Origin of the sequence: Flavobacterium sp. S87F.05.LMB.W.Kidney.N (assembly GCF_004366435.1) — a bacterium.
Classification (GTDB): Bacteria; Bacteroidota; Bacteroidia; order Flavobacteriales; family Flavobacteriaceae; genus Flavobacterium.
Genome location: NZ_SODX01000005.1, coordinates 238,427 through 254,360, shown reverse-complemented (window position 1 = coordinate 254,360; position 15,934 = coordinate 238,427). Strand labels below are relative to the sequence as shown.

At 35.5% G+C, this 15,934-nt stretch carries 13 protein-coding genes; 8 read left to right on the top strand and 5 right to left on the bottom strand.

All coding sequences use genetic code 11. From position 1 onward, the window contains the following. Positions 1–87 precede the first annotated feature (87 nt). Positions 88–1,764, top strand: a complete 1,677-nt coding sequence (locus EDB96_RS16615) for a glycoside hydrolase family 28 protein (RefSeq protein WP_134142050.1) — start codon at positions 88–90, stop codon at positions 1,762–1,764. Positions 1,765–2,005: 241 nt separating this feature from the next. On the opposite strand, the gene EDB96_RS16610 is transcribed toward EDB96_RS16615, so the two are convergent. The 4 genes from EDB96_RS16610 to EDB96_RS16595 all read right to left on the bottom strand — a co-directional run bounded on the left by EDB96_RS16610 (position 2,006) and on the right by EDB96_RS16595 (position 5,893). After that, positions 2,006–2,836 carry an amidohydrolase family protein gene (locus EDB96_RS16610; RefSeq protein ID WP_134142049.1) on the bottom strand — a complete coding sequence of 277 codons (831 nt, stop codon included), beginning with the start codon at positions 2,834–2,836 and terminating at the stop codon, positions 2,006–2,008. Positions 2,837–2,842: 6 nt separating this feature from the next. Then, entirely contained in the window at positions 2,843–3,640 is a 798-nt protein-coding gene (locus EDB96_RS16605) for an SDR family oxidoreductase (RefSeq protein ID WP_134142048.1), read from the bottom strand. Between the two features lie 201 nt (positions 3,641–3,841). Next, a complete protein-coding gene (locus EDB96_RS16600) occupies positions 3,842–4,855 on the bottom strand; it encodes a zinc-binding alcohol dehydrogenase family protein (RefSeq protein WP_134142047.1) in 1,014 nt (337 codons plus the stop codon). 183 nt (positions 4,856–5,038) lie between these two features. Continuing rightward, the gene (locus tag EDB96_RS16595) at positions 5,039–5,893 is read right to left on the bottom strand and encodes a fumarylacetoacetate hydrolase family protein (RefSeq protein ID WP_134142045.1); all 855 of its coding nucleotides are present in this window, start codon (positions 5,891–5,893) and stop codon (positions 5,039–5,041) included. A gap of 400 nt (positions 5,894–6,293) precedes the next feature. Between EDB96_RS16595 and EDB96_RS16590 the strand changes: the two genes are divergently transcribed. From EDB96_RS16590 to fucP, 7 genes are all read left to right on the top strand, one after another. Next, positions 6,294–7,442, top strand: a complete 1,149-nt coding sequence (locus EDB96_RS16590) for an ABC transporter substrate-binding protein (RefSeq protein ID WP_134142044.1) — start codon at positions 6,294–6,296, stop codon at positions 7,440–7,442. Then, the gene (locus tag EDB96_RS16585) at positions 7,439–8,590 is read left to right on the top strand and encodes a CaiB/BaiF CoA transferase family protein (protein WP_134142043.1); all 1,152 of its coding nucleotides are present in this window, start codon (positions 7,439–7,441) and stop codon (positions 8,588–8,590) included. Before EDB96_RS16590 ends, EDB96_RS16585 begins: the two co-directional genes overlap by 4 nt. Next, positions 8,587–9,726 carry a CaiB/BaiF CoA transferase family protein gene (locus tag EDB96_RS16580; RefSeq protein ID WP_134142042.1) on the top strand — a complete coding sequence of 380 codons (1,140 nt, stop codon included), beginning with the start codon at positions 8,587–8,589 and terminating at the stop codon, positions 9,724–9,726. The genes EDB96_RS16585 and EDB96_RS16580 overlap by 4 nt, the downstream gene beginning before the upstream one ends. Continuing rightward, on the top strand, positions 9,726–10,982 hold the full coding sequence (locus EDB96_RS16575; protein WP_134142041.1) for an extracellular solute-binding protein: 1,257 nt from the start codon (positions 9,726–9,728) through the stop codon (positions 10,980–10,982). Before EDB96_RS16580 ends, EDB96_RS16575 begins: the two co-directional genes overlap by 1 nt. Before the next feature lie 33 nt (positions 10,983–11,015). Continuing rightward, entirely contained in the window at positions 11,016–12,089 is a 1,074-nt protein-coding gene (locus tag EDB96_RS16570) for a Gfo/Idh/MocA family protein (protein ID WP_134142039.1), read from the top strand. 109 nt (positions 12,090–12,198) lie between these two features. Further along, positions 12,199–12,639, top strand: a complete 441-nt coding sequence (locus tag EDB96_RS16565; RefSeq protein ID WP_134142037.1) for a MaoC/PaaZ C-terminal domain-containing protein — start codon at positions 12,199–12,201, stop codon at positions 12,637–12,639. 114 nt (positions 12,640–12,753) lie between these two features. Beyond that, positions 12,754–14,058, top strand: coding sequence for an L-fucose:H+ symporter permease (fucP, locus tag EDB96_RS16560; RefSeq protein ID WP_134142035.1), 1,305 nt, complete (start codon positions 12,754–12,756; stop codon positions 14,056–14,058). Between the two features lie 468 nt (positions 14,059–14,526). On the opposite strand, the gene EDB96_RS16555 is transcribed toward fucP, so the two are convergent. After that, positions 14,527–15,933, bottom strand: a complete 1,407-nt coding sequence (locus EDB96_RS16555; RefSeq protein ID WP_134142032.1) for an efflux transporter outer membrane subunit — start codon at positions 15,931–15,933, stop codon at positions 14,527–14,529. Position 15,934 lies beyond the last annotated feature (1 nt).

Here is a 15,934-nt window from a genome sequence, read left to right as displayed (position 1 = left end):
TGTGTAATCGATTACATTTAACTATTATTATTAATGTGAGAAGTAATTTTTCACATCTATAAAAATAACACCAAAAATTTACTAACAATGAAAACCAACCGACTAAATCTTTTTTCTCTTGCAATGGCAATTATGCTTTGTATGGGGTCGAAAAATGTAAATGCTCAAAGCACCTCTTACGATACTTATGCTAATGTTGAATTCAAAATGCCAAAAGTAAACGAACCAATTATTCCAAATAATGTTGTGAACTTAAAGGATTTTGGAGCAGTCAACGGCGGTTATGTTTTAAATACAAAAGCTTTCGCTGATGCCATTGATGGGCTTTCTAAAAAAGGCGGAGGAAAATTAGTTATTCCGCCTGGAATCTGGCTGACGGGGCCAATCATTTTAAAAAGCAATATTGAATTGCATGCTCAAACTGGAGCTTTAATTAAATTCTCTACAGACAAATCTTTATATCCAATTATCGAAACTAGCTTTGAGGGCCTAAATACATGGCGTTGTATCTCTCCTATTTATGGTAAAAATCTAGAGAATATTGCTTTTACCGGAAATGGAGTTTGGGACGGTTCTGGCGAAGCTTGGAGACAAGTGAAAAAGAGCAAACTGACAGAGGAACAATGGAAAAAATTCGTTGCTTCTGGCGGAGTCTTAAACGAAAAAAAAGACAGCTGGTATCCATCTGAACAATATTTAAAAGGTGCTAAAGGTGCAGATCAGAACGTTCGTCCTGATTTAAAAACTAAAGAAGATTTTGAAGCTATTCATGATTTTCTGCGTCCGGTTTTGGTAAGTATTCAAAACAGCAAAAGAGTTATGTTTGACGGGCCAGTTTTCCAAAATTCACCAGCTTGGAACATTCACCCTTTGATGATTGAAGATTTAATTGTTCGAAATATAACCGTTAGAAATCCATGGTTTTCTCAAAACGGTGATGGTCTTGATGTTGAATCTTGTAAAAATGTAATCATCGAAAACTCTAGCTTTGATGTTGGAGATGATGCCATCTGTATTAAATCTGGAAAAGATAAAGACGGACGTGACAGAGGCGTTCCTTGCGAAAATATCATTGTAAAAAACAATATTGTTTATCACGGCCACGGCGGTGTTACGGTTGGAAGTGAGATGTCTGGTGGTGTAAAAAATCTGCATGTTTCTAATTGTACTTTTATGGGAACTGATGTTGGTTTACGTTTTAAAAGTACTCGCGGACGCGGTGGTATAGTTGAAAACATCTATATCTCAGATGTTTTTATGACTGACATTCCGTCTCAAGCGATTTCTTTTGATTTGTATTACGGAGGAAAATCGATTGCTGAAACTTTAGCTGAAGGTGGAAATACCGTAAGTACTAAAGCGATTCCAGTAAATGAGGAAACACCTCAGTTTAAAAATATTGTAATCAAAAATATTACGATTAAAGGCGCTCAGCAGGCAGTATTTTTACAAGGTCTACCTGAAATGAATTTAGAAAATATTGAAATCTCAAACTTGATTGCCAAAGCTCAAAAAGGATTTTCTATTATTGATGCAAACGGAATTAAAATCACTAACGCTCAATTGGATATCGAAACTAAAAATGCTTTTGAAATTTACAATACGCAAAACCTTTCATTAAAAAACATCGAGTTTAATTCTGGTTCTTCTAATATGATTACAATTGATGGTGGAGCGAGTAAAAATATTGATTTGAGTGGTTCTAATTTATCGAAAAGTACTACTATTGGAAAGGATGTTCCTAAGAAAGCGGTTAAGTTTTAATTTTTTGTAAAAGGTTAAATGTAAAATGTTAAATGTAAAAGGTTAGCTATTTTATAAAGTAGAAAAGAGGATGTTCATGTTGAACATCCTCTTTTTTTTGCGTCTTATTTGTCATTTCGACGAAGGAGAAATCTCCGCAAGAACTCCGCAAAGATTTACTTTGATTGTCGAGCTACTTACGAAGATTTCTCCTTCGTCTAAATGATAAACAATGAGTGAAGTATTGTAACTTTGAATGCACTCATAACTCATAAAACTTATTCGCATTCTCAAACCAAATCTTATTTTGGTCTTCAATGGAAAATCCTGAAATATAATCTTCTAAAGTTTTCACCACTTCATTATAATCTGAAGCTACGTTTAAAACCGGCCAATCTGATCCGTACATCAATTTATCGATTGAAAAGTTTTCAAAAATAACATCTAAATACGGTTTTAGATCTTCTGGTTTCCAGTTTTTCCAGTCGGCTTCTGTGACCATTCCAGAAATCTTACACCAAACATTGTCGTACTTTGCAATTTCTTCAATGCCGCTTTTCCAAGAATAAATAGTTTCTGATTTGATGTTTGGCTTTGCTATATGATCGATTACAAACTTTTGGTTTGGAAAATCTTTCACCAAACTTATAGCTGCCGGCAATTGACGTTCGAAAATCAATATATCATACGTATAATCAAATGATTTTAAAGCCGCTATTCCTCTTCTAAAAGCTTCTCCATACATAAAATCATCTGGTTCACCTTGAACAACATGTCTAAATCCTTTTAGTTTTTTTTGATCTGAAAAGAAGTTTAAACGTTCTTCAATACTTTCACTTCGTAAATCTACCCAGCCGACAACACCTTTTATGAAATCATTTTTTGAAGCTAAATCCAATAAAAAATGAGTTTCTTCTTCAGACTGACTGGCTTGGACTGCCACACAGCCTTCAAACTGATTAGCTTTTAATAACGGCTGTAAATCTTCTGGAAGAAAATCTCTCTGAATATTTTGCATCGTTTCGTCGATCCAGCTGTCTCGAACGGGATCAAATTTCCAAAAATGCTGATGGGAATCTATTCTTTTACTCATAATTTCTTAGTTAACATCGCTGATTAAAGCGCGGTCTAAATGTACGTAACCTCCATCCACAAAAACAAATTGTCCTGTGGTATGTGATGATTTTTCTGAAATGATAAAAAGTGCCGTATCTGCAATTTCTTCTGTTTTTGTCATTCGGCTTTCTAACGGAATACTTTTATTGATTTTATTTAAAACTGTTTCGCCGTCTGGCAATGTTTTAATCCAATCTTCGTATGCAGGCGTATAACTTTCCGCAATAATAATCGCATTAGAACGGATTCCAAACTGAATCAAATCCACTGCCCATTCTCTTGTTAAGCCCAAAACACCACCTTTCGCAGCAGCGTAACCAGAAGTCCCACCCTGCCCTGTCAAAGCTACTTTTGAACCAATATTTAAGATGTTTCCTTTTGATTCTTTCAAATATGGAAGTGCATATTTAGCCAATAAAAAGTAACTTACTACATTCAATTTCAAGGAATTCATAAAATCCTCGTAGCTAGAATCTAATCCTGCACCGTCATTTACACCTACATTATTAATAATAGCATCGATTCTGCCGTATTTTGCTGCGATTACTTTTACAGCATTTTCTATTGCCACAGGATCGGTTACATCTGTCTGCACAAATAAGGAATTAACGCCTCTTTTTTGAAGTCTTTCCACGTATTGAAAACCTCTTGCATTTCTGTCAACCAAAACCGGAATTGCACCTTCATCAGCCAGTCTGTTAACGATCGTTTCTCCGATACTGCCTTCCTTTCCAGCCGAACCAGAAACAACAACTATTTTATTTTTTAAGTTTAAATCCATTTCTTTTTGTGTTAGATGTGATTTGTAAAATGTGTCTTTTGTGAAAAGTGATTTGTGAAATGTAAAATGATTTTTCTTTTTGTGAAATGTAAGAGGTGAAATGTGAAATGTAAAATCCGATCGCTTTATGTCTATATAACGAAAATCACATTTCACATTTCACATTTCACTTTTTACATTTCACTTTTCACTTTTCACAAATTAATCAATTTCAATTAACGCCTTAATCACATTATTCTTCGGATCAATCAAGTTTCCAAAATCAGTAATCATTTCAGAAAAACTTGTCCTGTGTGTAATGTATTTTTTCGGATCGATTTTGCCTTCTTTCAAGCATTTCATTACATATTCAAAATCTTCGATCGTCGCATTTCGACTGCTCATTAAAGTAGATTCTCTTTTGTGGAAATCAGGATGACTGAAACTCAATTCTCCTTTTTGAAGTCCAACCAAAACAAATCTTCCGCCATGCGAAATATAGTTGAAAGCGCTGTTCATTACTTTCTGATTTCCAGTTGCATCGATCACCACATTTGCCATGTCGCCGTTTGTCAATTCAGCTAATTTTTGCGCAACATCATCGTTCAACGGATTAATCGTTTCATCTGCATTTAGTTCCGTTTTACAGAAATTCAATCTGTAATCGTTGATATCCATCACAATTACTTTTGCTCCAGCGATTTTAGCAAATTGAATCAGACCAATTCCGATAGGTCCTGCGCCCATAACCAAAACCGTATCTGTTGACTTAACAGCCGCTCTTCTTACTCCGTGTGCTGCAATTGCCAAAGGCTCAACCAAAGCCAATTCATCATAATCTAAACCTTGACCGTGCAGTAAATATTGTTCAGGAATTGAAACATATTCCGCCATTCCGCCATCAATATGAACACCAAAAACTTTAATATTTACACAGCAATTTGTCAATCCGTTTCGACACGCCACACATTTTCCGCAGTTGAAATATGGAATAAAAGTAACTTTATCTCCAGGTTTAAAACCTGCTGCATTTCCTTTTACATATTCCGCTGCCAATTCGTGTCCCAAAATTCTTGGATATTCAAAATAAGGCTGAGTTCCTCCAAAAGCATGAATATCAGTTCCGCAGATACCGATTCTTTTTATTTTTAATAAAACTTCGCCCTCTTTTGGTTCTGGAATACTGGTTTCTTTTAAAAGGAATTCCTGCGGTTTTTCGCAAACAATATATTTCATTTTTTATTTCGTTTAAATTTCTATTTAGACGCGGATGATACAGATTCGCTATCGTAAAGACACTGATTTAAACGGATTTTGATTAATTTCCTTAAATATAAAATCCGTTTAAATCCGCGTTTTTACAAAGTAAATCCGTTTTATCAGCGTCATCATTCGTTAGTATAATAACAGATAGTTATCCTACTTTTTATAAGCTACAGCTTTTTGTTTACTTGTCCCTAAACCTTCAATTCCCAATTCTACAACATCGCCTGCTTTAAGATAAATTGGATCTGGTTTGATTCCTAAACCAACTCCCGGAGGGGTTCCTGTACTGATAATATCTCCAGGAAGCAAAGTCATGAACTGACTTAAATAATGCACTAGGTAAGGAATTTTGAAAACTAAATTTAAGGTATTGCTGTCTTGGTATTTTTTGCCATTTACTGTCAGCCACATCTTTAAATTGTTAACATCTGCGATTTCGTCTTTGGTTGCCAAAAATGGTCCAAGAGGTGCAAAAGTGTCGCTTCCTTTTCCCTTTGCCCATTGTCCGCCACGCTCCAATTGAAAAGCTCTTTCGCTATAATCGTTCAACAAAGCATAACCCGCAACGTAATCCAAAGCTTCCGCTTCTTCTACATAACTTGCTTTTTTGCCTACAACAAATGCCAATTCTACTTCCCAATCAGTTTTTTCACTGTTTTTTGGAATAATCAAATCATCATCTGGTCCGCATAAAGAAGTGGTCGATTTGAAGAAAATAATAGGTTCAGTCGGAATCGGAGCGTTTGTTTCTTTGCAGTGATCGATATAATTCAAACCAATACAAATAATTTTAGAAGGTCGTGCAACTGGCGATCCCAAACGTACCGAAGCATCCACTTCTGGCAAATTCGGATTGCTTTCTAATGCTTTTTGCAGTTTTTCTAATCCATTTTCTTCAAAGAAACTTTCGTTAAAATCGGTTACAATCGAAGAAACATCATATCTCTTTTCTCCAATTAAAACTCCTGGTTTCTCTTTTCCGATTTCTCCAAAACGTATTAATTTCATAATCGTATATTTTTAATTGTTAGTTTATTTTTTTCTGATGAATGAACTCCATCAAACACATCTTTTTATGGTCAAGTCTTCTATTTACCAATTCAATTTTGATAAAAAAGGCCTAGCAAAAATAATAAATGTAAATTTTACAATTACAAAAGTAATTTTTAAAAATTAATATTCGAGATATATTTTATTTTCCATTACTTAAAATGACTAAAGTTTAAATTTTTATAACATTTTTTAGATGGTTTGTAAAAATTATATCACTAAATATCATTTTATACAAAAAAAGATCTGCAATAAACATAGGATTTCTTGTTCATTTAAATCTTATTTCTACTTTTGTAATTGTATTTTTTACATTTATTATTTCAAACGATTTCACTACCCAAAATTCCTATATAAAATGATAAAATTAAAAGGCATAACTTGGAACCACACAAGAGGTCTGCTTCCTATGGTTGCCACATCGCAGCGTTTTACTGAACTACATCCAGAAGTTGAAATTTCATGGGAAAAGAGAAGTTTACAAGAATTCGCAGATGCTTCTATTGAAGATTTAGCCAAAAGATTTGATTTATTGGTAATCGATCATCCTTGGACTGGTTTTGGAGCGCAGACTAAAGCAATTCTTCCGTTATCTGATTATTTATCAAACGAATATATTAAAGATCAAGAAATTAACACTGTGGGGAAATCATACGGAAGTTATGTTTTTCATGATAAATTATGGGCGCTTCCTATAGATGCGGCAACTCCAGTTGCCTCTGCCCGCTTGGATCTTTTAGAAAAAAATAATTTAAAAGTGCCTAAAACTTACGACGATTTGTTGGCATTGGCTAAAAAAGGCTTAGTGGCTTTCGCTGGAATTCCGGTAGATGTTTTAATGAGTTTTTATATGTTTTGCTGCAGTATAGGCGAAGCTCCTTTTCTTTCTGAAGAAAAAGTAATTTCTGAAACTACGGGAATTAAAGCGCTTCAAATGTTTAGGGAATTGGCACAATTGATTGATCCCGCTAACTTTAACAGAAACCCAATTCAGGTTTATGAGGCAATGGTCAATTCAGATGAAATTGCTTACTGCCCGTTTGCTTATGGTTATTCTAATTATTCGCGAATTGGCTACAGTCGTAAACTTTTACATTTTTACGATTTAGTAAAATTGAATGATAATCCGATGATTTCGTCTTTAGGCGGAACTGGATTAGCGGTTTCATCTTTCAGCCAGCATATTGATGAAGCGGTTAAATATGCTGAATTTACAGGTTCATCTCAAGTACAGCAAAATATTTATACGGATAATGGCGGTCAGCCAGGACATTTGCAGGCTTGGAAAAGCGAGCGAATTAATGGTGTAACGCATGATTATTTCAAAAACACTTTACCCGCTTTAGAACGCGCCTTCCTTCGTCCGAGATATTACGGACATATGTATTTCCAAGATCACGCAGGCGATGTGGTTCGCAATTATCTGATGAAAGGCGGAGACGAACTAAAAGTCTTGGAAGAAATGAATTCGCTTTACGCGGAATCTCTAAAAATTCAGACAATATGAAGCCTTTAGAAGGATTAATTGTTTTAGAATTCTGTCAGTTTCTGGCAGGACCTTCTGCTGGTTTAAAACTAGCCGATTTGGGTGCACGCGTCATCAAAATCGAACGTCCTGTAAAAGGGGAAGCCTGCAGACAATTGAGCATCAAAGATTTATTTGTAGATGACAGCAGTTTGCTTTTTCATACCATAAACCGAAATAAAGAATCTTTTGCAGCCGATTTAAAAAATCCTGACGATTTAGTTTTAATCAAAAAACTGATTGAAAAGGCTGATATTATGACACATAATTTCAGACCTGGTGTGATGGAAAAAATCGGTTTAGATTTTGAAAATACACTTTCTATAAATCCACAGATTATTTACGGAACTATTACAGGTTACGGAAATGAAGGTCCGTGGGCAAAAAAACCGGGACAGGATTTATTATTGCAATCGCTTTCTGGATTAAGCTGGCTGAGCGGACGCAAAAGTCAAGGTCCAGTTCCTTTCGGTTTGGCTGTAGCCGATTTAATGTGCGGGAATCATTTTGTACAGGGAATTTTGGCAGCACTTTTAAAAAGAGCCAAAACTAAAAAAGGTGTTTTGGTTGAAGTCAGTTTATTAGAATCGATTCTCGATGTACAGTTCGAAGCCATTACTTCCTTCCTAAATGATGGAGGTCAATTGCCTGAAAGAGGAGATATTAAAGGAAGTGCACATGCTTTTTTAAGTGCCCCATACGGTGTCTACCAAACGCAAGACGGTTATTTATCGCTTGCGATGGGCGATTTGATTTTCATTGGAAAAGCATTAGGTTTAGATTTAAGTGAATTTACAGATAAGCATCTTTGGTTTGAAAAACGAGATGAAATCAGAACGATTTTAAGCGAGAGGATTCAAACGCAAACTTCTGATTATTGGATTGCAAACTTGCAAAAAGAAGGAATCTGGTGCGGTAAAGTTTTCAACTACGAAGAACTGGATAATCAGCCTTTTGTAAATGAATTACAGCTGAAACAAACCGTAAAAAATGCCGAAGGCGAAACTTTGGTTACAACCAGAAGTCCGATTCAATTGGATGGAGAAATTCTGCTAAGCGAAAAAGCAGCACCAAAAGTAGGTCAGGATAATTTGAATATACACGAACAATTTTTAAACGATTTGAAATGAAGCCATTAGAAGATTATTTAATTGTAGATTTCAGTCAGTTTCTTTCAGGTCCGTCGGCGAGTTTACGTCTGGCAGACTTGGGAGCGCGCGTGATAAAAATAGAAAAGCCAGGAACGGGAGACATCTGCCGTACTTTATATACTTCTGATTTGATTATGAACGGCGAATCGTCTGTTTTTCATACTATCAACAGAAACAAAGAATCATTTGCAATTGATTTTAAACAGCCTGAGGAACTTCAAAAATTAAAAAAATTATTAGCGAAAGCTGATGTTGTCATGCATAATTTCAGACCTGGAGTTATGGAACGTATTGGTTTAAGTTATGATGAAGTAAAAAACATTAATCCAAATGTGATTTATGCTTCTATTTCTGGTTTTGGAGAACATCCTGATTTAAAAGATTTGCCAGGTCAAGATTTGCTTTTGCAATCTTTAACGGCTTTGACTTGGTTGAGCGGTAATCAGGAAGACGGTCCAGTACCAATGGGATTATCGATTGTTGATATGCTCGCCGGAGCGCATTTGGCACAGGGAATTTTGGCCGCTTTATACAGAAAAGCAACGCATAATATTGGAGCGCAAGTTCAGGTAAGCATGCTCGAATCGGCATTTGATTTTCAATTTGAAACGATTACGACTTATTTTAATGACGGAGGCGAATTGCCTGTTCGAACCAAAACCAATAATGCACACGCCTATTTGGGCGCACCATACGGAATTTACAAAACAAAAAACGGTTATTTAGCATTGGCAATGGGATCTATTCCTGTTTTGGCTTCTCTGCTAAAATGTGATGCTTTATTACAGTTTCCTGAAAATAAATTCACATTAAGAGACGAAATTAAAAATATTCTTGCGGATCATTTGCAAACGCAGGAAACACAGTTCTGGCTGGACATTTTAGAACCCGCAGATATTTGGTGTGCAGGAGTTTTAAACTATCAGCAGCTAATTGCTGAAGATGGATTTAAGGTGTTGAATTTTACCCAGCAAGTCGAAATGCTTGACGGCTACACTTATAAAACAACACGCTGCCCAATAAAAATTGACGGCGAATATCTGACTTCAGGAAAAGGTTCGCCGAAACTGGGTCAAGACAACGAGAAAATTATTAAAGAATTTATAGACTGCTGATGGAAAAAATTAGAATCGCCGTTCGAAAATTCGATCCGTTCGAAAGTACACTTCAAAAATTATGGGATGCTTTCTGCCTTCAAAACAATATAAAAATGGAAGCAGAAATGATTGCCTTAGAACTTCATGACTTGTATGAAACCACAATTTCAGAAAAAGGCTTAAAAGAAGGAAAATGGGATATTGCCCATATCAATACCGATTGGATTTTTGATGCTGTAAACGAAAATGCGGTTCTTAATTTGTTTTCCTTAATTGGAGAAAATCCACCAGAAAATTATCCTTTTGGATGGCATAAATCGCTTTTGCATTTACAAAAACTAAGTAATGGAATTTTCGGACTTCCCTTTCACGATGGACCAGAATGTCTCATTTACCGAAAAGATTTATTCGAAAACGAAACGGAAAAAGAGAATTTTAAAAAACAGTTTGGTTACGAACTTTCTACACCAAAAACGTGGCAGGAGTTTGCAGAAATTGCAACATTCTTTAATCGTCCCGAACAAAATTTATACGGTTCTGTTTTTGCCAATTATCCAGACGGACACAATATGGTTTTTGACTTTTGTCTGCAATTATGGACAAGAGGCGGTTCTTTATTAAACAAAAAAAATCAAATTGACATTCATAATGAAGCAGCAATAAAAGCATTGGATTTCTATCGAAAAATGGTCACCGATAAAAATGCTGTTCATCCAAAATCGAGAGAATTTGGTTCGGTTGAAGCAGGTTTGGCTTTCGCCGAAGGACAAGCTGCAATGGCCATAAACTGGTTTGGATTTGCTTCTATGGCAGAAGTAATTGAAGATTCGAAAGTAAAAGGAAAAATCGATATCACTTCCCTCCCATCCGATCCGGGTTATAAAACAGCTTCTTTGAATGTATATTGGCTGTATACCATTGGATCCGGAAGCAAACACAAAAAACTGGCATACGATTTTTTGCGTTTTGCCACAACGCCAGAAAGCGACAAATTATTAACGACTGAGGGCGGTATCGGATGCAGGAAATCAACTTGGAAAGATGAAGAAATTAATACTTTAATCCCGTTTTATCATAAACTGGAAATGCTTCATGAAAATGCATTGACACTGCCTCAAACGCCAATCTGGCCAAAAGTAGCAGAACTGATTGACAGCACTGTTTTGAAAGCCATTGAAACTGATATTTCGTCTGAAATATTGTTAGAGGAAACTCAGAAAAAAATTAGAGAATTAAGTCAAGGAACAACATTACACAGCTCTGTCAAAAATTAAACTTGGCAGGCTCAAATTCAAAATATAGAACAAATGAATATTCCCTATAAACCTTTACTGCCCGAAACAGAACAGCCAATTATCATTATCGGGGCGAGCGGAATCGTAAAAGATGCGCATCTTCCTGCTTACGAAATGGCTGGTTTTAAAGTTTTTGGTATTACGAACAGAACGATTTCTAAAGCATACGATTTACAAAAACAATTCAAAATCGATCATGTTTTTGAAAATGTAGCAGATGCGGTTAAAAATGCTCCGTCAAATGCAGTTTACGATATTACCGTTTTACCTGACCAATACATTGAAATTTTAGAACAGCTTCCTGATGGAGCTGCAGTTTTGATTCAGAAACCAATGGGAAATGATCTGGCTCAGGCACGGGAAATTGTGGCGGTTTGCGAAAGAAAAAATCTGGTTGCTGCAATCAACTTCCAGCTTCGATTTGCCTCGTTTGTCAGCGCTGCACGTTACTTGATTACTGAAGGAATTATTGGCCAATTATACGATTTAGAGTTTAAAGTTACTGTAAATACGCCTTGGGAATTATTTCCTTTAATTAAAGAACATCCGAGATTGGAAATTCTTTTTCATAGCGTGCATTACATTGATTGTATTCGATCTTTCTTAGGAAATCCGAAAGGTGTAATGGCCAAAACGGCTAAACATCCGCTGAAAAAATTATCCTCAAGCCGATCGACTATTATTTTAGATTATGCCGAAGATATGCATGTGGTTATTAATACGAATCATGATCATCATTTTGGTCCAAAACATGAAGAAAGTTACATCAAATGGGAAGGAACAAAAGGTGCTATTAGAGCAAAAATGGGCTTATTAATGAATTATCCTGACGGTCTTCCAGACGTTTTTGAATACGCTTTAGCTAAAAAAGATAACGAAAAAGAATACGAATGGACCGAAGTTAAACTGGAAGGATCTTGGTTTCCGGAAGCATTTATTGGCGCAATGTCCAATCTGATGCGCTACAAGGAAGGTTCTGACGAAAAATTATCTGCCAGCGTTCAAGATGTTTTAGGCACAATGAAAGTGGTAGAAGCCTGTTATATCAGCAGTAAAAATGGCGGTATTTCTTTTGATGAAGTGTAATTAAAACACTATATTTCAAAACCAAAAAACAAAATTTAAGTCCTCTTCAAAACAAACGTAATTTTGACATTTATTTGAAAGAGTCTGACGAATAAAAAGTAATTAGATTATGTATTTTAAATCCACTTTTTTCGAAGATTATCAAATCGACGACAAACGAGTAACTTTAGGCAGAACCATCACAGAAACTGATTTTGTGGTTCATGCCGGACATACGGGAGATTTCTTCCCGCACCATATGGATGAAGAATGGTGTAAAACACAACCCTTCGGACAAAGAATTGCACACGGAACTATGGTTTTCAGCATCGGAATCGGCTTAACGGCATCTGAAATAAATCCAGAAGCTTTTTCTAGAGGCTATGACAAAATGCGCTTTGTAAAACCTGTTCATATTGGCGACACTATTCACTCAGAAATTACAATTTCGGAAAAAGGCGAAGCTAAAAATCCAGAAATGGGAACCGTAACTGAACATGTAGAAATTATCAACCAACGCGGTGAAGTCGTTTTGGTTTGTGATCACTTACTTTTGGTGAAGAAAAAATGATTTTTCTCAAGTTGCAAAGGTTCAGAGGTGCAGAGGAACAGAGGTTTCTTTACTTTGAACATTTGTTACTTTGAACCTTTGAACCTAAAAAAAAACTAAAAAACTATCTAAAAAATGCAAATTACAAACCAAGCCGGCGATCAACATGAAGTGCCGACAGAAGGCGGAAAAGGAAATCAATATCTTTTGCCTTTTATCCTCGTTACATGCCTATTTTTTCTTTGGGGAATGGCCCATAATTTAGATTCGGTTTTGATTCCGCACCTAAAAAAAGCCTGTGAATTAAACAACCGCCAATCTACTTTAATTGATACCTCAGTTTTCTTTGCTTATTTTATTATGGCGATTCCTGCCGGAATGCTGATTAAAAGATTTGGTTATAAAAACAGTATTATAACAGGATTGCTGGTTTTTGCTGTTGGAGCATTTCTATTTGTACCTGCAGCCAATACGAGAACTTACGAATTGTTTCTATTCGCCTTATTTGTAATCGGATGTGGTTTGACGATTTTAGAAACAAGTGCAAATCCGTATGCTGCAATATTAGGACCAGCTGAATCTTCTTCTAAACGATTGAATTTAGCCGCTTCTTTCAACGGTTTGGCAGCAATGGTTGCTCCAATTGTAGGGTCATTATTTATTCTTTCTGGAACGAATCATACGCCAGAACAAATGGCTGCGATGCCAGAAGCCGAAAAAGCTGCCTATTTATTAGGAGAAGCAGCTTCTGTAAAAATGCCATATATCGTATTAGGAAGTATTTTGGTTTTGGTTGCCATTATTTTCTACTTCGTACAATTACCGTCAATGAAAGCAACACATACCGAAGCTGAAATTAAACCAGGATTTTTCTCTGTTTTAAAATTTAGACATTTAAGCTGGGGAGTTGCTGCTCAATTTTTCTATGTTGGTGCACAAGTTTGTATCACAAGTTTCTTTATCAGAATTGCACAGCAAGGTGCTGGATTAGACGAAAAAACGGCAGGATATTATTTAGGAATCTACGGTTTTCTTTTTATGGCAGGACGATTTATTGGAACATTCTTTTTACGTTATGTAAAAGATTATGTTTTATTGTCAATCTACTGTGTAATGAGTGTTTTATTATGTCTAGTTGCTATTTATGGCTCTGGAATTGTAGTTATTTATGCTCTTGGAGGAATCGGATTCTTTATGTCAATTATGTTCCCAACTATTTTTTCATTAGGGATTAAAGGATTAAAATCGAATACTGAAACGGGTTCTTCTTGGTTAGTAATGTCAATTGTTGGCGGTGCTATAATTCCTTACGGAATGGGAACTTTAATCGATATGAACCATGATGATATTCAATCGGGATATATTATTCCGTTAGTTTGCTTTTTGATTATTCTTTCTTTCGGGATTTTTGGTCATAAAGTAAAAACGGTTTCTGAATAAAAAAATCAATTATATAATTGAAAAGGCTTTCTCAAAAAAAATGAGAAAGCCTTTTTTTATGGAAAACCAAATCTTCAGCGGAACGAAAGAAATATTGTAACAATATGTTCCCGTGGTTGAAACTATGGGCTATACATGACTAAAATAATGGTGCTGTCTTTTTGTATAAATCAAATGCCTCCTAATAAACTAAGGTTCTCACATTGATATACAGAAGTGTAAAACTAATTGAAGAATAAAACTTTCAGCCGATATACAATTCAAAAAAACGCCTCATTTCTGAGGCGTTTGGAGTCATGTTTTTATTAAATAAGTGATCTACGAATTATGATCTCAGTGGAACTTATATATGTTTTATTTTTTTTAACCAGTTCAAAGGTATGTCCAATTTTTTAATACTAATTATTAATTAGACGAAAGGCTTAATTATTCCGACAAACGGTTATTTTTTCTCAATCAAAAGCATTTTTATTTCCAACCTCCACCTAAAGCTCTGTACAAATTAACAACAGCCTGAAGTTTTTGAAGATTGTCGTTGATACCGCTTAACTGCGCAGCTAATAAATTTTGTTCTGAAGTTAATACGTCTGTATAATTGGTTGCAGAACTATATTCTAACAGCTGTTGTGTATAATCTACAGCTTTTTCTAAAGCTTCAATTTGTTTTTTCCTTGAATCTTCTTTAGCAACAGCCATTTCATACGAATACAAAGCATTTGAAACTTCCTGACCTGCTGTTAAAAGACTTTGCTGAAAATTATTATAAGCTTGTAATTGTTGAGATTGAGCCGTAGTTAATCTCATCTTATTCAATCCTTGATTAAAAATTGGCTGTGTTAAACCTCCAATTATTGAATAGAAAATAGAGTTACTAAAAAAGTCTTTCAATTCTAAATTCGAAAATCCACCGCTTGCTGTAAGCGTTAAACTTGGGTAAAAATAAGTCTTAGCTAAATTTGTTGATTCAAATGCAACTCTGAAATTAAATTCTGCTTGACGGACATCTGGACGATTTTCTAACAATTGAGAAGGTACTCCAACAGCAAGATTTTCTGGAATAATCTGCGTTCCCAATTCTCCTCTATCAATTGGTCCAGGTGCTTGTCCTAATAAGATGTTCAAAGCATTTTCTGTTTCACGAATACTTTGCTTCAAATCTGGAATTAAAACTTCGGCTGCATGCTGGTTTGCTTCACTCTGCACCACTGCTGCGCCTGTTACAATTGCACCTTCTTTTAATGCTTTGATTGTTTCAACATTTTTGATACGACTTGCTAATGTTTCCTCTGTGATTTTTAATGATTTATCGTAAGACAACAATAAAAAGTAGTTGTTGGCAATATCTGCAATTAACTGCGTTTGAACTGCCTGTTTTGCAGCATCTGTCGCTAAGTATGAAGCTAAAGCTGCCCTTTTAGAACTGCTTAATTTTCCCCATATATCAGCTTCCCAAGAAGTGCTTAAACCTAGTTTGTAAGTTGTTGTCAACGTATTAATATTAATTCCAGCTGGAAAGTTTAGTCCCGCCTGAGATTGTTTATTTCTAGTTACGTTGGCATCAAAATTTAACGTAGGATAGTAAGCCAGTTTGCTTTGGCGTAATGAAGCCTGCGCTTGTATGATATTCTCAATTGCATTCTTCAAATTAAGGTTATTTTCTAATCCTTTTTGAATTAATGCATTTAGTTTTTCATCTTTAAAAATACTCTGCCATGGCATATCAGCAACTGTAGTCGTATCGGCAGAAGCCTGATCACGATACAGCTTATCTGTCGACAGCGTTGTTGGTCGTTCGTACTTTTTGGTAATCGAGCACGCACTTAAAAGTGCGGCTGCAATTACCATAAGAATATATTTATTTGAACTCTTAATCATC